The organism is Pseudonocardia oceani, from assembly GCF_019263585.2.
GTDB classification, from domain to species: Bacteria; Actinomycetota; Actinomycetes; order Mycobacteriales; family Pseudonocardiaceae; genus Pseudonocardia; species Pseudonocardia oceani.
Window position 1 is genome coordinate 3,731,487 of sequence record NZ_JADQDF010000001.1, and the last position, 22,910, is coordinate 3,754,396.

24 protein-coding genes are annotated in these 22,910 nt (G+C 74.6%); 9 read left to right on the forward strand and 15 right to left on the reverse strand.

Features of this window, described 5'->3' with window-relative positions:
* Positions 1-40 precede the first annotated feature (40 nt).
* Positions 41-1,291 carry a threonine ammonia-lyase gene (gene ilvA, locus I4I82_RS18775; protein ID WP_225920626.1) on the forward strand — a complete coding sequence of 417 codons (1,251 nt, stop codon included), beginning with the start codon at positions 41-43 and terminating at the stop codon, positions 1,289-1,291.
* 4 nt (positions 1,292-1,295) lie between these two features.
* Here the strand turns inward: ilvA and greA are convergent, their stop codons facing one another.
* Both greA and I4I82_RS34490 read right to left on the reverse strand, forming a co-directional pair.
* Positions 1,296-1,790, reverse strand: a complete 495-nt coding sequence (gene greA / locus I4I82_RS18780) for a transcription elongation factor GreA (RefSeq protein ID WP_218591203.1) — start codon at positions 1,788-1,790, stop codon at positions 1,296-1,298.
* Positions 1,791-2,040: 250 nt separating this feature from the next.
* Positions 2,041-2,169 (reverse strand): hypothetical protein, encoded by a 129-nt coding sequence (locus I4I82_RS34490; protein ID WP_267460566.1) that lies wholly within the window; start codon positions 2,167-2,169, stop codon positions 2,041-2,043.
* Positions 2,170-2,294: 125 nt separating this feature from the next.
* Here I4I82_RS34490 and mca point away from each other — a divergent pair, with 125 nt between their 5' ends.
* From mca to abmR, 4 genes are all read left to right on the forward strand, one after another.
* Positions 2,295-3,179, forward strand: coding sequence for a mycothiol conjugate amidase Mca (gene mca / locus I4I82_RS18785; RefSeq protein WP_218591202.1), 885 nt, complete (start codon positions 2,295-2,297; stop codon positions 3,177-3,179).
* Between the two features lie 20 nt (positions 3,180-3,199).
* Positions 3,200-3,487 (forward strand): hypothetical protein, encoded by a 288-nt coding sequence (locus tag I4I82_RS18790; protein WP_218591201.1) that lies wholly within the window; start codon positions 3,200-3,202, stop codon positions 3,485-3,487.
* Positions 3,488-3,500: 13 nt separating this feature from the next.
* On the forward strand, positions 3,501-5,513 hold the full coding sequence (locus I4I82_RS18795) for a thioredoxin domain-containing protein (protein WP_218591200.1): 2,013 nt from the start codon (positions 3,501-3,503) through the stop codon (positions 5,511-5,513).
* A gap of 111 nt (positions 5,514-5,624) precedes the next feature.
* A complete protein-coding gene (abmR, locus tag I4I82_RS18800) occupies positions 5,625-6,233 on the forward strand; it encodes an ATP-binding transcription factor AbmR (RefSeq protein ID WP_218596499.1) in 609 nt (202 codons plus the stop codon).
* Positions 6,234-6,240: 7 nt separating this feature from the next.
* Here abmR and trhA read toward each other — a convergent pair whose 3' ends face one another.
* Positions 6,241-6,864, reverse strand: a complete 624-nt coding sequence (gene trhA, locus I4I82_RS18805) for a PAQR family membrane homeostasis protein TrhA (protein ID WP_218593209.1) — start codon at positions 6,862-6,864, stop codon at positions 6,241-6,243.
* Positions 6,865-7,031: 167 nt separating this feature from the next.
* Here trhA and I4I82_RS18810 point away from each other — a divergent pair, with 167 nt between their 5' ends.
* The gene (locus tag I4I82_RS18810) at positions 7,032-7,796 is read left to right on the forward strand and encodes an isoprenyl transferase (protein ID WP_218593210.1); all 765 of its coding nucleotides are present in this window, start codon (positions 7,032-7,034) and stop codon (positions 7,794-7,796) included.
* A 90-nt stretch (positions 7,797-7,886) separates the two neighbouring features.
* Here I4I82_RS18810 and I4I82_RS18815 read toward each other — a convergent pair whose 3' ends face one another.
* The gene (locus I4I82_RS18815; RefSeq protein ID WP_308112800.1) at positions 7,887-8,261 is read right to left on the reverse strand and encodes a hypothetical protein; all 375 of its coding nucleotides are present in this window, start codon (positions 8,259-8,261) and stop codon (positions 7,887-7,889) included.
* Positions 8,262-8,634: 373 nt separating this feature from the next.
* Entirely contained in the window at positions 8,635-8,997 is a 363-nt protein-coding gene (locus tag I4I82_RS18820) for a hypothetical protein (protein ID WP_218593204.1), read from the reverse strand.
* Positions 8,998-9,364: 367 nt separating this feature from the next.
* Between I4I82_RS18820 and I4I82_RS18825 the strand changes: the two genes are divergently transcribed.
* Together I4I82_RS18825 and phoH2 are read left to right on the forward strand one after the other, a co-directional pair.
* The gene (locus tag I4I82_RS18825) at positions 9,365-10,564 is read left to right on the forward strand and encodes an amino acid adenylation domain-containing protein (RefSeq protein WP_218593205.1); all 1,200 of its coding nucleotides are present in this window, start codon (positions 9,365-9,367) and stop codon (positions 10,562-10,564) included.
* A 262-nt stretch (positions 10,565-10,826) separates the two neighbouring features.
* Positions 10,827-12,200: an RNA 5'-3' helicase PhoH2 gene (phoH2, locus tag I4I82_RS18830; RefSeq protein ID WP_218593211.1), complete on the forward strand. Its 1,374-nt coding sequence runs from the start codon at positions 10,827-10,829 to the stop codon at positions 12,198-12,200.
* Positions 12,201-12,259: 59 nt separating this feature from the next.
* Here the strand turns inward: phoH2 and I4I82_RS18835 are convergent, their stop codons facing one another.
* The 6 genes from I4I82_RS18835 to I4I82_RS18860 all read right to left on the reverse strand — a co-directional run bounded on the left by I4I82_RS18835 (position 12,260) and on the right by I4I82_RS18860 (position 17,988).
* Complete coding sequence (locus I4I82_RS18835) at positions 12,260-12,451, reverse strand: hypothetical protein (protein WP_218593206.1); 192 nt, start codon at positions 12,449-12,451, stop codon at positions 12,260-12,262.
* 36 nt (positions 12,452-12,487) lie between these two features.
* The gene (locus I4I82_RS18840; RefSeq protein ID WP_218593207.1) at positions 12,488-13,915 is read right to left on the reverse strand and encodes a GuaB1 family IMP dehydrogenase-related protein; all 1,428 of its coding nucleotides are present in this window, start codon (positions 13,913-13,915) and stop codon (positions 12,488-12,490) included.
* Positions 13,916-13,934: 19 nt separating this feature from the next.
* Complete coding sequence (locus tag I4I82_RS18845) at positions 13,935-15,620, reverse strand: serine/threonine-protein kinase (RefSeq protein ID WP_218595906.1); 1,686 nt, start codon at positions 15,618-15,620, stop codon at positions 13,935-13,937.
* Between the two features lie 84 nt (positions 15,621-15,704).
* Positions 15,705-17,186, reverse strand: coding sequence for an ATP-dependent DNA ligase (locus I4I82_RS18850; protein ID WP_218592600.1), 1,482 nt, complete (start codon positions 17,184-17,186; stop codon positions 15,705-15,707).
* A 39-nt stretch (positions 17,187-17,225) separates the two neighbouring features.
* Positions 17,226-17,483 (reverse strand): mycothiol transferase, encoded by a 258-nt coding sequence (locus I4I82_RS18855; protein WP_218592599.1) that lies wholly within the window; start codon positions 17,481-17,483, stop codon positions 17,226-17,228.
* A 4-nt stretch (positions 17,484-17,487) separates the two neighbouring features.
* Positions 17,488-17,988 (reverse strand): DinB family protein, encoded by a 501-nt coding sequence (locus I4I82_RS18860; protein WP_218592598.1) that lies wholly within the window; start codon positions 17,986-17,988, stop codon positions 17,488-17,490.
* A 60-nt stretch (positions 17,989-18,048) separates the two neighbouring features.
* Here I4I82_RS18860 and I4I82_RS18865 point away from each other — a divergent pair, with 60 nt between their 5' ends.
* Positions 18,049-19,011: a helix-turn-helix transcriptional regulator gene (locus I4I82_RS18865; protein ID WP_218592597.1), complete on the forward strand. Its 963-nt coding sequence runs from the start codon at positions 18,049-18,051 to the stop codon at positions 19,009-19,011.
* A 6-nt stretch (positions 19,012-19,017) separates the two neighbouring features.
* Here the strand turns inward: I4I82_RS18865 and I4I82_RS18870 are convergent, their stop codons facing one another.
* The 4 genes from I4I82_RS18870 to I4I82_RS18885 are packed head-to-tail and all read right to left on the reverse strand — an operon-like array spanning position 19,018 to position 22,830.
* Positions 19,018-20,004: an ABC transporter ATP-binding protein gene (locus I4I82_RS18870; RefSeq protein ID WP_218592596.1), complete on the reverse strand. Its 987-nt coding sequence runs from the start codon at positions 20,002-20,004 to the stop codon at positions 19,018-19,020.
* The gene (locus I4I82_RS18875; RefSeq protein ID WP_218592595.1) at positions 20,001-20,780 is read right to left on the reverse strand and encodes an ABC transporter permease; all 780 of its coding nucleotides are present in this window, start codon (positions 20,778-20,780) and stop codon (positions 20,001-20,003) included. The genes I4I82_RS18870 and I4I82_RS18875 overlap by 4 nt, the downstream gene beginning before the upstream one ends.
* Positions 20,777-21,676, reverse strand: coding sequence for an ABC transporter permease (locus I4I82_RS18880; RefSeq protein ID WP_225920627.1), 900 nt, complete (start codon positions 21,674-21,676; stop codon positions 20,777-20,779). Before I4I82_RS18880 ends, I4I82_RS18875 begins: the two co-directional genes overlap by 4 nt.
* A gap of 14 nt (positions 21,677-21,690) precedes the next feature.
* Complete coding sequence (locus I4I82_RS18885; RefSeq protein ID WP_218592594.1) at positions 21,691-22,830, reverse strand: ABC transporter substrate-binding protein; 1,140 nt, start codon at positions 22,828-22,830, stop codon at positions 21,691-21,693.
* Positions 22,831-22,910 lie beyond the last annotated feature (80 nt).

The window sequence follows — 22,910 nt, forward strand, 5'->3', positions numbered from 1 at the left end:
AGGGCCCCGCACCGACACTCCCGGGTGCGAGGATGCCGCCATGGCCGCCGTCGAACCCCGTGCCCGGCCGGTGCCCCCCGTCAGCGCGGACGACATCCGCGCCGCCCGGGAGCTGCTGGCCGGTGTCGTCACCACCACCCCCGTCGCCCGGTCCCGGGCTCTCGCCGAGCGCTGCGGCGGCCCGGTGTGGCTCAAGTGCGAGAACCTGCAGCGCACCGGCTCGTTCAAGATCCGCGGCGCGTACACGCGGCTGCGCCGGCTCGACGCGGCGCAGCGGGCGGCCGGGGTCGTCGCCGCGAGCGCGGGCAACCACGCGCAGGGGGTGGCGCTGGCCGCGCAGCTGCTCGGCATCGAGGCCACGGTGTTCATGCCCGAGGGCGCAGCCATCCCGAAGGTCGGCGCCACGCGCGGGTACGGGGCGCGGGTGCACCTGGTGGGGGAGACCATCGACGGATCGATCGCCGCCGCGATCGAGTTCGCCGAGCGCACGGGCGCGGTGTTCGTGCACCCCTTCGACCACCCCGACATCATCTCCGGCCAGGGCACCGTCGGGCTGGAGATCCTCGAGCAGGTGCCCGACGTCGCCACGGTCCTCGTGTGCACCGGCGGGGGCGGGCTGCTCGGCGGCGTCGCGGCGGCGGTCAAGGCGGAGCGGCCCGACGTCCGGGTCGTCGGCGTGCAGGCCGAGGGCGCGGCCGCGTGGCCGGGCTCGATGGCCGCCGGTGCCCCGACGTCGCTGTCCTCGATGCGCACGATCGCCGACGGCATCGCGGTCGGGCGCCCGGGCGACCTGACGTTCCCGCAGGTCACCGCGCTCGTCGACGAGATCCTCACCGTCGACGAGGACGCGCTGTCCCGCGCCCTGCTGCTGTGTCTGGAGCGCGCGAAGATGCTGGTCGAGCCCGCCGGCGCGGCCGGTGTGGCGGCGCTGATGGACCACCCGGGGCGCTTCGAGACGCCCGTGGTGGTGGTGCTGTCGGGCGGCAACGTCGACCCGCTGGTGCTGCTGCACGTCATCCAGCACGGCATGGCGGCCGCGGGGCGCTACCTGTCGCTGCGGGTGCGCATGGCCGACCGCCCCGGCGCGCTGGCCGGGGTGCTGACGCTGATGGGCACGCGCGGGGCCAACGTCCTCGACGTGGCGCACACGCGCATCACCGGCGCGCTGGAGCTGGGCGACGTCGAGGTGGCGCTGACGCTCGAGACGCGGGGCCCGGAGCACTCCGCGGAGCTGGTGAGCGCGCTCCGCGGCGCCGGACACGTCGTGTTCGACATGCCCGGCGGGCGGTAGCGCGTCAGGCGCGGAAGGGCTCCGCGGCCAGCAGGGACACCTTCATGCTGCCGCCGTCGGGCAGGGCGTACTCGCGCGTGTCGCCGACGTGCGCGCCGAGCAGGGCCGCGCCGAGCGGGGAGTGTGGCGAGATGACCTCGAGGTCACCGCGGCTGCCCTCCTCGCGGGAGCCGAGCAGCACCGTCTCGGTGTCCTCGTCGCCGTCGTAGCGCAGCTTGAGCACCATGCCGGGCGCGGCGGTGTCGGAGCTGGTGGGAGCCGTGCCGACCTGGGCCGTGCGCAGCAGCTCCTGGAGCTGGCGGATGCGGGCCTCCTGCTGGCCCTGCTCCTCGCGGGCGGCGTGGTAGCCGCCGTTCTCCTTCAGGTCGCCCTCCTCGCGGCGGGCGTTGATCTCGGCAGCGATGACGGGGCGGTTGGCGATGAGCTGGTCCAACTCGGCCTTCAGCCGGTCGTAGGCCTCCTGGGTCAACCAGGTCACCTGGGTGTCCGTCACGGTCATCAGTCCTCCAGCCTGTACAGGTCCACCACTCCCGCGGACCGTGCGCCCGCGGGCGGGACCGGCCCCATCGCGGGCGTTCCCGAACGCCCGGGGCCCCGGGTGTGACTCCGGGGACCCCTGAGTAAGGAAAAACACGACCCGCCTGCGGGCCGTGTGCAGTTCACGGTAACACGGTGTCAGCCGCTCGTCGCAGCCTTTCGATGAACGGTCGATCCCTTGGAAAGGTTCCCGGGCGTACGGTCCTCGCAGGTCAGAGCACCTGCGCGACGCTCGCGGAGCGGCCCGCGGCGTCCGAACGGACGCCGCCCCGCCGCTCGTCGTAGGCCGCCCGGACCACGGTGAGCGAGCACCGCGGGCGTCTGCGGGAAGGGTATGCCACCCCCGCACGTTGCAGGTGCGGGCGGACTCCGCGGCGGACTGTCGGGGGGCTCTGCCACGATCCTCCCCACGCGGGCGCCCCGGTGCCCGCACGCCCCTGATCCCGGAAGGACCACGGCCGAACTCATGTCCCTGCGACTGATGACGGTGCACGCCCACCCCGACGACGAGTCGAGCAAGGGCGCCGCCAGCTCCGCCCGTTACGTCTCCGAGGGTCACGAGGTCATGGTCGTGACCTGCACCGGTGGCGAGCGCGGAAGCATCCTCAACCCCGCGATGGATCGTCCCGACGTCATCGCCGACCTCCCCGGGATCCGGCGCGCCGAGATGGCCCGCGCCGCGGAGATCCTCGGCGTGCAGCACCGCTGGCTCGGCTTCGTCGACTCCGGCCTCCCGGAGGGCGACCCGCTGCCCCCGCTGCCCGAGGGCTGCTTCGCGCTGGAGGACCTCGAGGTCGCCACCGCCCCGCTGGTGGCGCTGATCCGCGAGTTCCGCCCGCACGTCCTCGTCACCTACGACGAGAACGGCGGCTACCCGCACCCCGACCACATCAAGACCCACGAGATCTCGATGGCGGCGTGGGACGCGGCGGGCGACCCGGACCGGTTCCCCGGCACCGGCGAGCCGTGGCAGCCGCTCAAGCTCTACTACTCCCACGGGTTCTCCAAGGCCCGCCTGCTCGCGTTCCAGGACGCGATGGAGGCGCGCGGCATGGAGTCGCCGTACAAGGAGTGGCTCGACAACTGGTCCGACCGGCCCGACCCGGGCCTGCGCGTCACCACCCGGGTGCCCTGCGCCGACTGGTTCCCCCTGCGGGACGAGGCGCTCATCGCCCACGCCACGCAGATCGACCCGACGAGCCGCTGGTTCCTGGTGCCGCCCGACATCCAGCGCGAGGTGTGGCCCACCGAGGACTACGAGCTCGTGAAGTCCTCGGTCGACGCGCCGATCCCGGAGGACGACCTGTTCGCCGGCATCCCCGACGAGGTGGCCGTGCGCCGCGCGGGCTGACGCGACGTAGAGTCGTGCAGGTGAGTGACGTGCTGGTCGACCTGGGTGCGGTGCCGGTGGCGGCCGGCGCGCACGCCGCCGTGGTGCCGACGCAGGGGGGCGCCGAGCCGCCGCCCGGCGAGCCGGAGTTCGGCAAGGCGTCGCCGGTGGCGCTCGTCGTCATCCTGCTGCTCGGCCTGGCCACGTTCTTCCTCATCCGGTCGATGACCAAGCACCTCAAGAAGGTGCCGGCGTCGTTCGACCCGGAGCCGGAGGAGAGCGCGGGCGGGTCCTCCTCGGGGGACGCTGCGGAGCCGCGGCAGCCCTGAGAGGCTGGGCGCCATGCCCAACCGGCTCGCCCGCGCCACCAGCCCGTACCTGCTCCAGCACGCCGACAACCCCATCGACTGGTGGGAGTGGTCCCCGGAGGCGTTCGCCGAGGCCGTCCGCCGCGACGTGCCGGTGCTGCTGTCCGTCGGCTACGCGGCCTGCCACTGGTGCCACGTCATGGCCCATGAGTCGTTCGAGGACCCGGCCACCGCGGAGCAGGTCAACGCCGGCTTCGTGGCGATCAAGGTCGACCGCGAGGAGCGGCCGGACATCGACGCGGTCTACATGGCGGCCACCCAGGCCATGACCGGCCAGGGCGGCTGGCCGATGACCTGCTTCCTCACCCCGGTCGGCGAGCCGTTCCACTGCGGCACCTACTACCCGCCCACCCCGCGCCAGGGCATGCCCGGCTTCCGTCAGCTCCTCGGCGCCGTTACGACGGCGTGGACCGACGACGGCGAGCGGGTGCGCACCTCGGCCGGCGAGATCGCCGCGCGGCTCGCGGACGGGGCGGCCGCGTCGCTCCCGCCCGCGCCCGTCGACACCGACGGGCTCGACACCGCGGCGGCCACGCTCGCCGACTCCTTCGACGAGCGCTCCGGCGGGTTCGGGGGCGCGCCGAAGTTCCCGCCGTCGATGGCGCTGGAGTTCCTGGTGCGCCACCACGAGCGCACCGGCTCGCCCGCCGCGCTCCGCTACGCCGCGCTCACGGCCGAGCGGATGGCCCGCGGCGGCCTGTACGACCAGCTCGCGGGCGGGTTCGCGCGCTACAGCGTCGACGCCGGCTGGGTCGTGCCGCACTTCGAGAAGATGCTCTACGACAACGCCCTGCTGCTGCGCGTCTACGCCCACCTCGCCCGGGTGCCCGGCGCCGACCCGCTGTTCGGGCGGGTCGCGCAGGAGACGGCCGCGTTCCTGCTGTCGGACCTGCGCACGCCCGAGGGCGGGTTCGCCGCCGCCCTGGACGCCGACACCGAGGGCGTCGAGGGCCTCACCTACGCCTGGACGCCCGCGCAGCTGCGCGAGGTGCTCGGCGACGACGACGGCACGTGGGCGGCCGAGCTGCTCACCGTCACCGACAAGGGCACGTTCGAGCACGGCTCGTCGACGCTGCAGCTGCCCGCCGACCCCGCCGACCCGCAGCGGTGGTCCCGCGTGCGCTCCGCCCTGCTCGTCGCGCGCCGGGAGCGCCCGCAGCCGGCGCGCGACGACAAGGTCGTCACGGCGTGGAACGGCATGGCGATCCAGGCGCTGGCCGAGGCCGGTGCAGCGCTGGAGCAGCCGGGGTGGGTCGCGGCGGCGGACGGGGCGGCCGACCTGCTGCTGTCGCTGCACGTCGTCGACGGCCGGCTGCGCCGCTCGTCGCGCGCGGGAGGGGTGGGCACCGCGGCCGGCGTGCTGGAGGACCACGCGTACCTGGCCGACGCCCTGCTCTCCCTGCACCAGGCCACGGGCGCGGCGCACCGGCTCGACGCAGCCACCGCGCTGCTCGACCAGACGCTCGAGCACTTCGCCGGCGCGGAGCCCGGCGCGTTCTTCGACACCGCCGACGACGCCGAGGAGCTGCTGCACCGCCCGCGCGAGCTCACCGACAACGCCTCCCCGTGCGGGAGCTCGGCGCTCGCGTCCGCCCTGGTCACGGCGTCGGTGCTGGCCGCCGACGGCGGGCGCTTCCGCGACGCCGCGGAGGCCGCGCTGCGCTCGGTCGGCACGTTGGCGACGCAGTACCCCCGCTTCGCGGGGCACTGGCTGACCGTCGCCGAGGCCGTGGTGCGCGGTCCGCTGCAGGTGGCCGTCGCGGGTCCGGAGGGTGACCCGGCGCGCGCCGCCCTGCTCGCCCACGCCCGGCGCACCGCGGCGGGCGGCACCGTCGTCGTGGCGGGGGAGCCGGACGCCCCGGGTGTCCCCCTGCTGGCCGACCGGCCGCTCGTCGGCGGGGCCGCTGCGGCCTACGTGTGCCGCGGGTTCGTCTGCGACCGCCCGGTGGGCACGGTCGAGGAGCTGGCTGCGCTCCTGCGCGCCTGATCCGAGGCGTCACCGGCGTTCGCCCGCGGTGAACGCGCGCACCTTCCGCAGCGGTGTAACGTTGTAATCACTGCAAGGCAGTGAGTGGAGGAGACCATGATGGCCGGACGGATGCATCGCGGGTGGCACGGCGGGGCGGGGCGCGGCGGGCGCGGGCCGGGGCGCGGGGGCTGGCAGCAGGCCGACCTGCCCGACGCCGCCGACGCGGGCGCGTGGCTGCAGGGCAGGCTGCCCGACGGCTGGTTCACCGGGGCGCCGGAGGTGACCGTCGACCGCGAGGAGATCGTGGTCGTCGGCGAGCTCTCGCCGGTGGACGGCGCGTTCGAGGACACCGGGTCGGGCCGGGCCGACCGCGCCGCCGCGGTGGCCGGCCGGATCTCGCGGTTCCGCGAGCAGACCCGCGAGGAGCGCATCGAGATCGCGCGCCAGGCCGAGCACCGCTACGGGCGCAAGGTGGCCTGGGGCGCGCGGATCGGCGACGACGTCGAGCTGTTCACCGTGGCCTCGGTCCCGGTGATGACGCGGCTGCGCCAGCCCGAGCGGGTCGTGCTCGACACGCTCGTCGACGCCGGGGTGGCCCGGTCGCGCTCCGACGCGCTGGCCTGGGCGGTCCGCCTGGTCGGCCAGCACGCCGACGAGTGGCTGGGGGAGCTCCGCGACGCGATGGCGCGGGTCGACGACCTGCGGGCCAAGGGCCCCACGGGCGACGCCGACGAGTGAGGGTCGGCTAGAACAGGATCAACCAGATCGCCACGTGGTGGCAGATCGCGGCGAGCACGGTGGCGGCGTGGAAGAACTCGTGGAACCCGAACGTCCGGGGCCAGGGGTTCGGCCACCGCGTCGCGTAGAACACCGCGCCGACCGTGTAGAGCAGGCCGCCGGTGAGGATCAGCACCAGCGCCGCGACGCCGCCGCCGCGCAGCAGGTCGGGGATCACGAACACCGCGACGTAACCCAGCGCCAGGTAGATCGGGACCCCGACCCACGACGGGGCGTGCGGCCAGCGCAGCTTCAGCGCGACCCCGGCGAGGGCGCCGACCCAGACGATCGCCAGCACCAGCCGGGCCCGGTCGGGCGCCATCGTCAGCGCGATGACCGGCGTGTACGTGCCGGCGATGAACAGGAAGATCATGGAGTGGTCGAGCCGCTTCATGATCACGCGGCTGCGGGCGGTGTGCCAGGTGCGCCGGTGGTAGAGCGCGCTGGTGCCGAACAGCCCCAGCGTGGTGACGCTGTAGACCGACGTGGCCAGCGCGGCCCCGCCGCCGACCAGCGAGGCCGACACGGCGATGAGCGTGGCGCACGCGGCGATCGAGACGGCGAACGACCAGAGGTGCAGCCACCCCCGCATCCGCGGCTTGACCAGCGGCGGGGTGGCAGGGGGCGGGGATGCGGTCCCGGCAGACACGGTCCGAGGTTACGCCACCGCCGCCCCGCCTCGGGTGACCCGCGCGTGAACCACGGCCGTCGTGGGGACCGTCACCGCTGCGCGGCGGCGTAGGCTCACCCGCCGTGGGCGTGCGCGAGGTGCTGTACTCGGTCTACGAGCGCCGGATCAGCCGCCGGCTGCGTCAGGTCGGCGAGCGGCCCCGGCACGTGGCGCTGATGCTCGACGGCAACCGCCGGTGGGCCCGCGACGCCGGGCTCGTCGACGTCAACGACGGGCACCGCGTCGGCGCGGCGAAGATCGCGGACCTGCTCGGCTGGTGCGAGGAGGCGCGGGTCGAGGTCGTCACCCTGTTCCTGCTCTCCACCGACAACCTGTCCCGGCCGCCCGCGGAGCTCGAGCCGCTGCTGGAGATCATCGCCGACGTCGTCGACGAGCTGAGTGGGCCGGCCGCGCCCTGGCGGTTGCGGGTCGTCGGGGCACTGGACCTGCTGCCCGCCGAGATCTCCTCGCGCCTGGCGAACGCCGCGGCCCGCACCACCGACCGCACGGGGCTCCAGCTCAACGTGGCCGTCGGCTACGGCGGCCGGCAGGAGATCGCCGACGCGGTGCGCAAGCTGCTGCTGCAGCACGCGGAGTCCGGCACGTCCATCGAGGAGCTGGCCGAGGTCCTCGACGTCGACCACATCGCCGCCCACCTCTACACCTCCGGCCAGCCCGACCCCGACCTCGTCATCCGGACGTCGGGGGAGCAGCGGCTGTCGGGGTTCCTGCTGTGGCAGTCGGCCAACTCGGAGTTCTGGTTCTGCGAGGCCTACTGGCCGGAGTTCCGCAAGGTCGACTTCCTGCGGGCGCTGCGCGACTACGCCGCCCGCCACCGCCGCTTCGGCTCCTGATCCGGGGCGCCGGACCTGACCGACCCCGGCAACGCCGACGGCGCCGGACCCCCGAGGGGATCCGGCGCCGCCGGTCGAGCTACGACGTGATCAGTCGTCGATGCCCTGGACGATCGAGCCGCCCGAGGAGTTCTCCTGCGCGCACTCGCGGACGTCGCCCGCGCCACCCTCGTCCTCCGCCTCGGCCGCGCCGGCCAGGCCGAGCGCGCCGGTGAGGTCGGCCTGCACGTCGCTGACCTGGACGCCCAGGACGTTGACGGGGATGTCGTTGTTGCACGCCTGGACGGGCACGTTGACCTCGTTGCCGGTCACGTTGACCAGGCCGAGGGTCTCGCTGTCGTCCTCGACCGAGTTGACGGCGGTGTCGCCGTCGTGCCCGTGCCCGTGGCCGTGGCCGTGGTCGCCCTTGTCGCCGGCGAAGGCGAGCGGGCTGAGGGCGAGCAGCGCGGCAGCGGAGGCAGCCACGATGATTCCGGCCTTCTTCAGCACAGTGTTCTCCTGTTTGTGATCCCAGACCCGACCGAAGTCGAATCCATTCAGAGTCGACGACTGGTTGGGGAGCCGCGCCGACTGAGGAAAAGGTAGCGCGAATTCGCAAGTGGACCAAACCGCGTAACACCATCGGGTGGCGACGGTGCGTCTGTAAATAGTTACGCCCCGAAAGGGGGACTTCGAAGAATTCATCTCAGCACCGCATCGGGTGGTCCGCTCGACGCTGCGTGACGCCGGGGCCGGCCGCGCCGCGACGCGCCCGCACGACGGGGTGGAACACGCCGGAAAGCCGACGGCGCCGGACCCCCCGAGGGGATCCGGCGCCGCCGGTCGAGCTACGACATGATCAGTCGTCGATGCCCTGGACGATCGAGCCGCCCGAGGAGTTCTCCTGCTCGCAGGCGCGCACGTCGCCGGCGCCACCCTCGTCCTCGGCCTCGGCCTCGCCCAGCACGCCGAGCGCGCCGGTCAGGTCGGCCTGCACGTCGCTGACCTGGACGCCCAGGACGTTGACGGGGATGTCGTTGTTGCACGCCTGGACGGGCACGTTGGCCTCGTTGTCGGCCACGTTGACGAGGCCCGTGGTCTCGCTGTCGTCCTCGACCGAGTTGACGGCGCGGTCGCCGTCGTGGCCGTGGCCGTGGTCGCCCTCATCGCCGGCGAAGGCGAGCGGGCTGAGGGCGAGCAGCGCGGCAGCAGAGGCAGCCACGATGATTCCGGCCTTCTTCAGCACAGTTTTCTCCTGTTTGTGATCCGGGTCCGACCGAAGTCGGATCCATTCAGAGTCAGCGTCCGACCGGGGAGCCCGCGCCGACTGAGGAAAAGGTAGCGCCTGCCCCGGATTCCCCACAAACCGCGTACCACCATCGGGTACGACCATTACTGGGGGAATGGATACGCCCCCGGCGTGTGACATCGCGAGCCGTTCGCGACGCCCGGATCGGGTGATCAACTCCACGGTGCGTAGTCCTGCGCCACCCGATGGCGGACGTAACCTTTCGCATTCCCACGCTGGGTGGCCCGCGGCCCGGATCGCCGCCGCGCGGGCGCCACGAACGGGCCGGTACGGTGCCGCGATGCCGGTCGACGAGGCGGTGCGTGACTACCTGTCACTGGCGCTGGCGATCGGTCGCCGTCGGTCGGGAACGGTCGGTGTGCGAACGGGTGACGCACCGGCCCCCGCGGGCCCGCCGCCGTCCCCGGGAGCGCTCGTGCGGGCCGCGGGCCGGCTCGGGCAGCGGCTGCCGGATCTCGGCCTGGAGCCCCGCAGGGAGCGGTTCCTGGCCGCGCAGCTCGTCGCTCTGGAGTCCGCGGCCCGCCGCCTCGCCGGGCAGGGCGTCCCGTACGACGCGGTGCTGGCCGCGGCCGCCGACGGTCCGGTCGCGCCGGGCCGCGAGGACGACCACCGCGCCGCCCACCGCGAGCTCGACGCCCTGCTACCCGGCTCCGGCGGCCTCGCCGCCCGGCTCGCCGAGCACCGCCGCCGCGACGATGTGCCGCCCGACCGGCTGGCTGCGGGGCTCGCGGCCATGGCGGAGGCGCTGCGGGCCCGCGCCCGGGACGCCGGTCTCGTCGACGGGCCCGAGGAGGTCGTGTTCGAGGTCGTCGCCGACGCGCCCTGGAGCGCGCTGCACCGCCGCGAGGGCCCCGGCCGCTCGCGCGTGCTCGTCCACGCCGGCGCCCGGCCGCGCCGCGCCGGGCTCGCGCGGCTCGTGGCGCACGAGGCGTACCCGGGCCACCACGTCGAGCAGTGGCGGCGCGAGGCGGTGCTGCTCGGGGAGCGCGGCTGGGCCGAGCACGGCGTCGTGCTGCTCGGCACCCCGCAGGCGCTGCTGTCCGAGGGGGCGGCCGACAACGGCCTGCACGCCCTCGTCGGCCCGGGCTGGGGACCGTGGGCCTCCGACGTCCTCGACGGCGTCGGCCTCGGGTTCGACGGCGAGCGGGACGAGCGCGTCGCGGCCGCCGTCGCGCGCCTGGCCCGGGTCCGCCTCGACGCGGCGCGGCTGCGCCGGGCCGGTGCCCGCGCCGACGACGTCGAGGCGTTCCTGCGGCGCTGGCTGCTCGTCGACGACCGGGGCGCGCGCCGCGTGCTGCGGTTCCTGTCCGACCCGCGCTGGCGCGACCACGTCGTCACCTACGTCGAGGGCGTCCCGCTTGCCCGGCGGTGGCTCGACCACCCCGGCGCGACCCCCGCGCAGCGCCTCCGCGAGCTCTACGACGGGGCCTGGACGCCGTCCGGGCTGCGGGAGGAGCTGAGCCGGATGGGGCGTGAGTGACGACAGGCGGTAGGTGTCAAGCGACCAGTGGTAGGCCGTCCTGTTAATTCTGGGTGTGTGTTCCGGTCCGCTCACCGCCTCGCTGTTGACCGCACGGGGGTGACCGCCGGTAGCGTCCGTGGTGGCGGTACGCACCCGATGCGCACCGCCCGGGGAGGCCCTGGTCCGTGGTGGTTGCACCGGAGGGGGTCGGCACCCGGCCCTCGTGGGCGTGCGCGGCGCTGTCGCGGACGACCAGACCAGGGCCGGCCGGCCCACCGATATGTGGGCGCGGTGCCGCGCCTGCGAGGGAGCATCCGTGACTGATCGTGCTGACGCCCTTGTTTCGGGATCCACTCGCTGCTACGTGCTCGACACCTCCGTGCTGCTGTCCGACCCGTGGTCGTTGACCCGGTTCGACGAGCACGAGGTGGTCCTGCCACTGGTGGTCATCTCCGAGCTGGAGGGCAAGCGGCACCACCCCGAGCTGGGGTGGTTCGCCCGCACGGCGCTGCGCACGCTCGACGAGCTGCGCATCGAACACGGCCGCCTCGACGCACCGGTCCCCATCGGTGACGCGGGCGGGACGCTGCACGTCGAGCTCAACCACACCGACCCGGAGGTGCTCCCCGCGGGCTTCCGCAACGACTCGAACGACTCGCGCATCCTCGCCTGCGCGCTCAACCTCGCGGCCGAGCGCCGTGCCGACGGTCGCGGTGACGTCGTGCTCGTCACCAAGGACGTGCCGCTGCGGGTCAAGGCCGGTGCCGTCGGGCTGCAGGCCGACGAGTACCACGCGCTCGACGTGACACCGTCGGGCTGGACCGGGATGGCCGACGTCGAGGTCACCCCGGACGACGTCGACGCGCTGTTCAAGGACGGCTCGATCGACCACGACGCCGCCCGCGACCTGCCGGCCAACACCGGCCTGCGGCTCCTCGGCGGCGGATCGGCGGCGCTCGGGCGGGTCACGGCCGACAAGCGCGTGCGCCTGATCCGCGGCGACCGCGAGGCGTTCGGCCTGCACGGCCGCTCCGCCGAGCAGCGCGTCGCGCTCGACCTGTTGCTCGACCCCGACGTCGGCATCGTCTCCCTCGGCGGCCGCGCCGGGACCGGCAAGTCGGCGCTGGCGCTGTGCGCCGGCCTGGAGGCGGTGCTGGAGCGCCAGCAGCACCGCAAGGTCGTGGTGTTCCGGCCCCTGTACGCCGTCGGCGGTCAGGAGCTCGGGTACCTGCCCGGCAGCGAGAACGAGAAGATGGCGCCCTGGGCGCAGGCCGTCTTCGACACGCTCGGGGCGCTGGTCAGCGACTCGGTGATGCAGGAGGTGATCGCCCGCGGCATGCTGGAGGTGCTCCCGCTCACCCACATCCGCGGCCGGTCGCTGCACGACAGCTTCGTCATCGTCGACGAGGCGCAGTCGCTGGAGCGCAACGTGCTCCTGACGGTGCTCTCCCGGCTCGGCACGGCCAGCCGCGTGGTGCTCACCCACGACGTCGCCCAGCGCGACAACCTGCGGGTGGGCCGTCACGACGGCGTGCAGGCCGTCATCGAGAAGCTCAAGGGGCACCCGTTGTTCGCCCACGTCACCCTGACCCGCAGCGAGCGCTCGCCGATCGCCGCGCTCGTCACGGAGATGCTGGAGGGACCGCAGGCCTGACCGGTCGGGCGCGGACGCCGGGGCCACGGGCCCCGGCGTTCGTGTTCCCGGACGGGCGCTCAGGCCGCGCGGAACCCCGCCGGACGCTCGGCCGGCCCGTCCGCTCCGGCCACCGGCAGCGCGATCCGGCTCTCGGTGCCGGCGAGCGCGCCGAGCTGCTCGGCGACCCGCACGCTCTCCGGCACGCACTCCTCGTTGGCGGCGATGCGGCCCTCGCGCTGCTGCCGGTAGTAGTTGTCCGTCTCGATCACCCGCGCCAACACCCACTCGCGGGCCCCGGTCCTCCGCTACAGGCCGTGCGGAGTGCCCTCGGTGAAGCCCGCGGTCGTCTGGACGCCGATCACCGCCCGCCCGTGCAACTCGGCCAGGGTGCGGGCGCCGGCGTAGGTCGCCGCGCTGCGCACGCCGGAGCAGATGCCGTCCAGGACGTCCTCGACGCCCGGGCGCTGCGGGTCGAGCATCTGCCGGCTCGAGGAGATGCCCTCCTCGAACAGGCCCTTGAGCGCGCGCTCGAAGCCGCCGTCGCCGCGGGTGCGGGCGCTGACCGCCCGCTTGCTGGCCATGCCGAACGACTCCTTGTAGGCGCGGCCGCCCTCGTCGCGCAGCAGGTCGCCGGGCGACTCGTAGGTGCCCGCGAGCCAGGACCCGATCATCACCGCCGACGCGCCCGCGGCCAGCGCCAGGGCGACGTCGCGGGGGTGGCGGACGCCGCCGTCGGCCCAGACGTGCACGCCGTGGTCGCGCCCCGCCGCCGCGCACTCGAGCACCGCGGAGAACTGCGGTCGCCCGACGCCGGTCATCATCCGGGTCGTGCACATCGCGCCCGGCCCGACGCCGACCTTGACGACGTCGGCACCTGCCTCGGCCAGGTCGCGCACGCCCTGGGCCGTGACGACGTTGCCCGCCACGACCGGCACCGGCGCGTCGCCGACGGCGGACCGGACGGCGCGCAGCGCGTCGAGCATCTTGTCCTGGTGCCCGTGCGCGGTGTCGACGACGAGCACGTCGACGCCCGCGTCGAGCAGCGCCTTCGCCTTGACGGCCACGTCGCCGTTGATGCCGACGGCCGCCGCGGTGCGCAGCCGCCCCTGTCCGTCGAGCGTGGGGACGTAGACCTCCGCGCGCAGCGCCCCGAGCGGGGTGAGCAGCCCGGCCAGGCGCCCGTCGTCGTCGACGCCCAGCACGACCCGCCGCCCGGACTCGAACACCTCGCGCGGCGCGGTGCCCAGCGGGACCACGAGCGAGTCGGGGTCGAGGACGTCGGCCAGGCGGGTGAAGCGGTCGACGCCCGAGCACGCGGCCTCGTCGACGGTGCCGACCGGGCGCCCGCCCTCGTCGACGACCACCACGGCGCCGTGTGCGCGCTTGGGTAGCAGGTTGAGGGCGTCGGCGACGGCGTCGGCCGGGGTGAGCACGAGCGGGGTGTCCCAGACGGGGTGACGCGACTTGATCCAGGCCACGATCTCGGCGACGGCCTCGGGCGCGACGTCCTGCGGCAGCACCGTGAGCGCGCCCCGGCGGGCCAGCGTCTCGGCCATCCGCCGCCCGGCGACGGCCGTCATGTTGGCGGCGATGATCGGCACGGTGGCCCCGGTGCCGTCGGCCGTGGTGAGGTCGACGTCGAAGCGGGACGTGACCGAGGACCGGCCCGGGACGAGGAAGACGTCGTCGTAGGTGAGGTCCTGGTGGGGGGTCTGACCGTCGAGGAAGCGCACGGTGACGGGAGTCTACGCGCTAGCTCACCTCGGCCGACAGGCTCAGGGCCTCCGCGTAGACGACCTCGTAGGTCTCGCCGTCGTCGCCCTCGTCGCGAATCCCGACGACCGGAACGCCCTCCACCGCGAACTCGATGGTGTAGCCGCCTTCGTACGAGCGGCAGCCCAGGACGCCCCGGTCGAACCGCTGGACGTGGTAGGCGTCGGTCGGGGGACGGCTCTCGCACGGCGTGCCCGGCTCGATCGAGCTGCCGTTGTTGTCGCGCACCACCGTGGCCGCCTCCCCGGCCGAGGAGTAGAGGTCGAAGCCCCAGTCGCTGCAGTTCGCCGTGGCCCGGACCGGGGCGCCGTCGCCCACGACGACATCCTCGGTGCAGGTGGCCAGCAGGGCTTCGCTGGCGTGCGAGGTGAGCTCGGTGACCGGGTCGTCGACCTGGGGCTCCTCGACGGCCGTGGTGGTGGTCTCTCCGGCGTCGGCCGCGGGGGTCTCGTCGGCGGGCGGCCGGTTCAGCGCCCACACGATGCCGGCGGCGACGAGCACGACGACCAGCGCGACGGCGACGATCGGCCACCACGGCCGGGAAGGGCGGGCGGGCGTGCCCGGGGGGCCTGCGGGCACGCCGGGACCGCGGGGCGGCTGCGGCATCCGGGCCGTCGCACCCGCGGCGGGGGCCGCGTCGAACCGCGTGGGCGCCCCGGGGCCGGACGTCGGCCAGGCCGCCGTCGGCGGTTCGGGCGCCGGGTGCGCGGCCGCGGCGCGGGGTGCGGCGGTGGGGGCCGCGGGGGTCGCCCGGGCGGCGGAGGTGGGCGGTGCGGCGGTGGGCGGGACGTGGCGCGACGTCGGGCCGGTGCCCGGCAGCGTCGCCAGCGCCGCCCGCGCCCGGCTCGCGAGCTCGCCCGCGGTGGCGATGCGGTCGTCGGGGTCCTTGGCGAGCGCGGCCGCGATGACCTCGTCGAACGCCGTGGGCACGCCGGGGCGCAGCAGCGAGGGCCGCGGCGGCGGCGTGTGCACGTGCGCCCACATCTGCGCGGGGCCGGTGCCGTCGAAGGGGCGGGTGCCGGTGAGCATCTCGTGCAGGACGCAGCCCAGCGCGTAGACGTCGGCGCGGCGGTCGCCGGTGCCCCGCACGAACCGCTCCGGCGCCATGTACTCGACGGTGCCGATCGCCGCGCCGGTGGCGGTGAGCCGCCCGCCCGCGGCGTCCTCCACGCCGGCGACGATGCCGAAGTCGACGAGGTAGGCGTAGTCGTCGACGTCCGCGGCCGGGTCACGGGTGGCGCCGCTGAGCAGGATGTTCGACGGCTTGACGTCGCGGTGCACGAGCCCGTCGGCGTGCGCGGCGTCGAGCGCGCGCGCCACCTGCCCGGCGATCCGCACCGCGCGCTCGGGCGCCAGCGGGCCGATCCAGTCGAGCACGGTGCGCAGGTCGGCGCCGTCGACGAGCCGCATGTCGATGAACAGCCGGCCCTCGATCTCACCGAAGTCGTGGATCGGGATGACGTGCCCGTCGCGCAGCCGGGCGACGAGCTGCGCCTCGCGCCGGAACCGCTCCTCGAAGGAGGCGTCGCCCGCCAGCGAGGCCGGGAGGCGCTTGATCGCGACGGTGCGGTTGCGGATCGTGTCGTGGGCCCGGAAGACCTCGCCCATGCCGCCGCGCCCGATGAGCGCCTCCAGGCGATAGGGCCCGAACATCTCGCTGGTCATCCACACTCCGCTCGGCCATCCCGGTGGCGGGAAGTCTCCCGACCTGCGAGGCCCCCGGCAAGCACGACCCGGTCACCGTCGGGATCAATCGGGCAGCAGGGCCCGCACCGCCTCGATCGTGTCGGCCTCGGCCGGTGTCTTGTCGGGGCGGTAGCGCAGGACGCGGGCGAAGCGCAGCGCCACACCGCCCGGGTAGCGGGTGCTGCGCTGGGCGCCGTCGAGCTCGATCTCGACGACGAGCTCGGGCCGCAGCAGCACGGCGTGGCCCTCCGTGGCCCGCGCGTAGGCCGGGAAGGTGGCCGTCTGCCAGGCCAGCAGCTCGTCGGTCATGCCCTTGAACGTCTTACCGACCATGATCGGCTCGCCGCCGTCGGGGTCGCGCGCGCCGAGGTGGATGTTGGACATCGAGCCCGTCCGACGCCCGAACCCCCACTCCGCGCCGAGCACCACCAGGTCGAGCGTGTGCACCGGCTTGACCTTCTGCCACGCCTTCCCGCGCCGCCCGGCCAGGTACGGGGCGTCGAGCGCCTTGACGACCACGCCCTCGTGCCCGGCCTCCAGGGCGCGCTCCAGGATGCCGGCGGGATCACCGCACGGGATGCGGTGCGGCCCGGCGACGCGCTCCAGCGCCGCCAGCCGCTCGCGCAGCGGGGCGTCGAGCAGGTCGGTGCCGTCGAGGTGCAGGCAGTCGAAGAACCAGGGCCGCAGCAGCAACGCGTGGGTGTCGGAGCCGAAGCGGCTCATCGTCTCCTGGAACGGGCGGGGGCGGCCGTCGTCGCGCAGGGCGAGCGTCTCCCCGTCGAGCACGACCGAGCGGCAGGGGAGCCCGCGCACCAGCTCCACCAGCTCGGGCACGCTCGCGGTGATCTCGCGCAGCGTCCGCGTCCAGACGCGCACGTCGTCGCCGTCGCGGTGGACCTGGATGCGGGCGCCGTCGAGCTTGAACTCGACGGTGGAGTCGGGCAGGGCCGCGAGCGCCTCGTCGAGCGACGCGGCGGGGGAGGCCAGCATCGGGCGGACCGGGCGCCCGACCTGCAGCGCCACCGCGTCGAGATCGCCCCCGCCCAGCGCGACGACCGCCGTCTCCGGCAGCCGCCCGGACAGCATGAACGCCCGCCGCACCGACGCCGCGGGCCGCTCCGATGCGGCCGCGACGGCGTCGAGCATCACGCCCTCCAGCGCGCCGTGGCGCAGCTCGCCGCCCAGCAGCCGCGTGAGGAACCGCTGCTCCTCACCGGTGGCGGCGCCGAACAGCTGCCCGAGCAGCTCCGCGCGGCGGCGGGTGGAGCCGGCGCCGGACGTGCCCGCCAGCGCGTCGAGCAGGGCGTCGACCCGCTCGACGGTGAGCGTCGGTTCCGCCGCGGGCTCCGCGTCGAGCGCCGACAGCGTGCGCCAGCCCGTGCCGATCCGCCCCTGCCGCGCCTCCCCGGACAGCCACGCCGTGGCCGGGGCGACCTCGCCCGGCGCGGCCGCGCGCAGCAGCCCGGCCAGCGCCGCGGCCTTGTCCTTGCGCGACCGCGTGGCGCCCACCGCGGCGGACGTGGCGACGACCTCGGAGAACAGCACGCCGCGATCCTCGCACCGACCCCCGACAACCGTCTGTGTTCAGCTCATCGACCGTCGAGGGTCTCGCGCAGGATGTCGGCGTGCCCCGCGCCCCTCGTCGGTGCGGCGGGCCGCGGCCGCGAAGTCGTCGAGCAGCCCGGCCACGGTGTCGTCCGGGCCCATCCGGAAGCTCTCGGCGTAGTGGTCGAGGTCGTCGACCTTCTCGCCCGACGCGATGAAGTCGGTCCACATCTCCTCGCCGTGCGCGACGTGCCGGACGATGCCGCCCACGCACAGCGCGCCCGCCTTCTCGCCCACGGCCTCAGCCCATCGTCTTCTGGCCGTCGATGGCCTCGCGCAGGATGTCGGCGTGCCCCGCGTGCTGCGCGGTCTCGCCGACGATGTGGACGAACACGCGCCGCGCCGAGCGGGTGGCGCCGGCCGGGAACCACGGCGCCTCGGGCAGCGGGTGGGCGAGGTCGAGGCTGGGCAGGCTCTCCACCAGCGCGTCGGTGTGCTTCGCGATATCCGCGTACTCGGCGAGGACGCCCGCGAGCGTCTCGTCCTCGTGCAGGACGAAGCCGTCGGCGTGCTCGGCCCAGCTGTCCCCGGTGGCCTCCATCGCCACCGGGCCCTGCTCGATGAAGTCGGTCCAGCCCTTCTCGGTGCGGGCGACGTGCTTGATCAGCCCGCCGAGGGTCAGCTCGCTGACGGTGGTGCGCTGCCGCGCCTGCTCGTCGGTGAGGCCCTGCACGGTGGTGAGGAGGAAGCCGCGGTGGGTGGCGAGGGATTCGAGGATGTCGGCGCGCTCGGTGTCGGTCATGGGAGAAGGCTAGGGCGCGCTGCGGCCACTTCCTGACCGCAATACCGGGAGAGTGGGGACATGGCCAACACGAGTTCGCGGACGCTGCGGCTGCTGTCGCTGCTGCAGACCCACCGGCACTGGCCCGGGCCCGACCTCGCCGCGCGGCTCGGCGTCTCACCGCGCACGCTGCGCCGCGACGTCGACCGGCTCCGCGAGCTCGGCTACCCGGTGGAGGCGAGCCGGGGCGTCGACGGCGGGTACCAGCTCGCCGCGGGGGCCGCGCTCCCGCCGCTGGTCGTCGACGACGAGGAGGCGGTCGCGCTCGCCGTCGGCATGCAGGCCGCGACACAGGGGGCGGTGGCCGGGATCGAGGAGTCGGCGGTGCGGGCGCTGACGAAGGTCGTGCAGGTCATGCCGCCGCGGCTGCGCCGGCGCGTCGACGCGCTGCGGGCGGTCACCGTGCCGCTGGTGTGGGGCGAGCGCTCCGCGCCGACCGTCGACTCCGCCGTGCTCATCGCCGTCGCCCAGGCCTGTCGCGACACCGAGCGTCTCGAGTTCGCCTACACCCCGCCCGGCCGCGCGGGCGCCGGGCGGCACGTCGAGCCGCACCGGCTCGTGCCGCTGGGCCGGCGCTGGTACCTCGTGGCCTACGACCTGCACCGCCACGACTGGCGCAGCTTCCGGCTCGACCGCCTCACCGCGCCGCGCCCCACCGGCGCCCGCTTCCGCACCCGCGACCTCCCCGGCGGCGACGCGGCGGCCTTCGTCCGCTCGGGCCTGGAGAGCGTGCACACCGCGCGGCTGGGCGTCGAGGTGCTGGTGCACGCGCCGGCGGAGCGGGTGAGCGCGCACGTGGGGCGGTGGGCCGAGGTCGAGGCCGACGGCCCGGAGCGCTGCGTGCTGCGCATGTCGACCGACAGCCTCGACTGGCCCGCGATGGTGCTCGGCTCGCTCGGGGCGGAGTTCGAGGTGCGCAGCCCGCCCGAGCTGCCCGAGCTGCTGCGGGAGTGGGGCGAGCGGTTCAGCCGGGCGGTGGGGTGAGGTCGGTCAACCGACCAGCGCCACCGCGGTCGGCTCCCCGATGCCCGGCAGGCCCGGGCGGCTCACGACGTCGACGGTGAGCTCGGCGACCTCCGTGCTCACGACGAGCCGTGTGACCGGGCCGAGGAACGTGCTGGTCAGGACGGTGCCGGGGATTCCGTCGCCGACGGTCAGCTCCTCGGGGCGCACCTGCCGCTCCGGGGCGCCGGGCGTGATCGTCGAGCCGGACACCGGCACGCGGTTCATCACCCCGACGAACTCGGCGACGAACTCCGTCGACGGCGACGAGTAGACCTCCTGCGGCGTGCCGACCTGCTCCAGCCGCCCGGCGTTGAGCACCGCGACCCGGTCGGCGACGGCGAGCGCCTCGGCCTGGTCGTGCGTGACGAACAGCGTGGTGATGCCCTCGGCGAGCTGCAGGCGCCGGATCTCGTCGCGCAGCTGGACCCGGACGCGGGCGTCGAGCGCGGACAGCGGCTCGTCGAGCAGCAGGACGGCGGGGGAGACGGCGAGCGCGCGGGCCAGCGCCACGCGCTGCTGCTGCCCGCCGGAGAGCTGGTGCGGGTAGGCGCCGCCGCGGTCGCCCAGCCCGACGAGGTCGAGGAGCTCGGCGGCGCGGGCCGTCCGCCTGGCGGGGGCGACGCGGCGCACCCGCAGCCCGAAGGCGACGTTCTCGGCCGCGGTCATCGTCGGGAACAGCGAGTACGCCTGGAACACCATGCCGGTGTCGCGCTTGGCCGCGGGGACACCGGTGACGTCCCTGCCGCCGACCAGGATCGACCCCGACGTCGGGGTGTCGAAGCCCGCGAGCAGGCGCAGCGCGGTCGTCTTGCCGCAGCCCGACGGGCCGAGCAGGGCCAGCAGCTCGCCCGGCGCGAGCGTCAGGTCGAGGCCGTCGAGGGCGTGCGTGGCGCCGTAGCTGCGGCGCACGCCGCGGAACTCGACGGTGGTGCCCCGCTGCGTGTCCGCGCGGGCGGTGGCGAGGTCGGTCATGGGGTGCTCCTCCGAGACGAGCCGGCGAACGAGACCGCGAGCAGCAGCAGCCAGGTCAGGACGAGGCTGGCCAGCGTCAGCGCGACGGCGACACCGGCCTGGCTGCGCCCGACCTCGACGATCGCGACCGGGAACGTGTCGCCGTACAGCAGGATCCGGGCGATGACGATCTCGCCGAGCACGAGCGCGAGCGTCAGGAACGCCGCCCCGAGCACGGCGCTGCGGATGGCCGGCAGGACCACCCGCCACAGCGCGACGGGCAGCGAGGCGCCGAGGTTGCGGGCGGCCTCCACGAGCGTGCGCAGGGGGACCGCGGCCAGGCCGTTGTCGACGGCGCGGTAGGCGAAGGGCAGCGCGAGCACCACGTAGAACGGGGTGAGCGCGGTGAACGACGACGCGAACAGCGTGCGGAACACCGGGCCGCCCAGGTTGGCCTGGACGAACGCGATGCCCGCGGCCATCACGACCGGCGGCACGACGATCGGCAGGATCGTCGCGCTCTCCAGCAGCGCCGCGGCGGCCGGGAAGCGCAGCCGCACCCACACCGCGGTCGGGACGACGAGCAGCAGCACCAGCACCGCGGTGACGACGGCGATCTGCAGCGACACCAGCAGCGACGACAGCAGCACCTCGTCGCCGAAGATCGTCAGGTAGTTGGCGACGCCGTAGCCGCCGCCGGGGATCCGCAGGCTGAACTCCGCGGCCGACAGCAGCGGCACCAGGAAGTACACGAGCGCGAGGCCGAGGACGACGACCCGCCAGCGACGGCCCCTCACCGCGCCTGCCACTTCGACGCCCGGCGCTGCAGCACCACGTACCCGACCATGACGACGGCGATCACGAGCACCATGTCGAGGCCGAGCGCGAGGCCGACGTTCTGGGCGCCCGCGAGCACGTTGCCCGACAGTGCCGACGCGATCGCGGTGGGCAGCAGCGGGATCGAGCCGCTGGTCAGGGCCAGCGCGGTGGCGTAGGCGGCGAACGCGTTGCCGAACAGCACCAGCGTGGCCCCGCCGAGCGCCGGCGCGAGGACGGGCAGTGCGATCCGCCGCCAGTACGTCCACGCCGACGCCCCGAGGTTCTCCGCGGCCTCGCGCCACTGCGGCACGAGGCCCTCCAGCGCGGGGGTGATGAGGATGACCATGAGCGGGATCTGGAAGTAGACGTAGGTGAGCGCGAGGCCCGTGAGGGAGTCGATGCGGAAGCCGGACGCGTAGAGGTCGACGCCGGCGCTCCTGAGGAACTGCGTCGCGAGCCCGGTCTGGCCGAGCGCGGCGATGAACGCGAACGCCAGCGGCACGCCGCCGAAGTAGGCGAGCACGCCCGAGGCCGTCGACACGATCCGGCGCAGCGGACTGGTCGGCCGGCTGGTCAGCACGGCCTGCGCGAGGAACGCACCCGCGACCGCGCCGATCACGGCGGTGCCCGCGGACAGCACGATGCTCGAGGTGAACGCCGCGCGGTACTGCGGCTGCGTGACCGAGGCGATCACGTTGTCGAGCGTCGGGCGCCCGTCGGCGTCCGACAGCGCCCCGCTGATCACGAAGTACAGCGGGCCGCCGAGGAACACGAGCAGGTAGGCGACGAAGGGCACCAGACCCAGCGCAGCCCGCCAGGAGCGCTCCGGCCGCACCTTCTCGGGTGGTGCGGCCGGAGCTTCGAGCAGCGTCATCTCAGGGCGTCATCTCAGGAGGTCGCCGTGGCCCAGTTCTGCGCGACGACGGCGTTCGCCGCGTCGGTCTGCTCCTGGGTCGGGAACTGCGGCTCGCCGGCGACCGGCGGCAGTACCGACACCAGGGCCTGGTCGGCCGTGCCCGCCTCGGTCATGGCGGTCAGGCGCGCCGGGCGGGCCTTGCCGGCCAGCCACAGGTTCTGGCCCACGTCGGAGTAGAGGAACTCCTGCCACAGCCGCGCGGCGGCCGGGTGCGGCGCGTTCTTGTTGACCGCCTGCGCGTAGTACTGCGCGAACAGCCCGTCCGACGGCACCGCGACGCGCCACTCGAACGACGCCGCGACCTTCTCGGCCTGGGTGAGGTTCAGGTAGTCCCAGTCCAGGACGATCGGGGTCTGGCCGCTCTCGATGGTGGCCGGCGTGGGGTCGACGAGGAGCAGGTTGCCGCTGTCGGCGAGCTGCCCGAAGAACGTGACGCCCGGGTTGATGTCGTCGAGCGACCCGCCGTTGGCCAGCGCGGCCGCCCAGACGCCGGCGAACGCGGACGCGGACGACGTCGGGTCGCCGTTGAGCGCGACCTGCCCCGCGTACTCGGGCTCGGCGAGGTCGGCGAAGGTCTGCGGGCAGTTCGCGACGAGGCTCGCGTTGCAGCCGATGGAGATGAAGCCGCCGTAGTCGTTGACCCAGGCGCCGTCGGAGGCCTTGTTGCCCTCGGGGATCGAGTCCCACGTCTGCACCTGGTAGGGCGCGAACAGGTCGACGTTCGAGTTGGCGAAGGACTGCCCGAGGTCGAGCACGTCGGGGGCGCGCTCCTGCGTGCCGAGCTGCTGGACGGCGTTGATCTCGTCCTGGCTGGAGCCCTCGGGGTTGGCGGACTCCACGGTGATCCCGTAGGTCTCCTCGAACGTCGAGATCATCTCGCCGTAGTTGGCCCAGTCCGGGGGCAGGGCGATGACGTTGAGCGTGCCCTCGGCCTTCGCGGCCTCCACGAGCGCGTCGAAGCCGCCGCCGGCCTCGGCCGAGGTGGCGGTGGACCAGTCGGTGCCGTCGGCGGCCGGGGCCGCGCCGCCGCCCCCGCCGGAGCTCACGCACCCCGTCACCGTCAGGGTGGCGCCGACGGCAGCCACCGCCAGCAGACGCCGTAACACCGTCATCGAGTACTCCTCCTCGCAGAGCCGGCGCACGCCGGACCGGCGCAGCCTGCACCGCGGAGCCGACCGTATCGTGACGATCA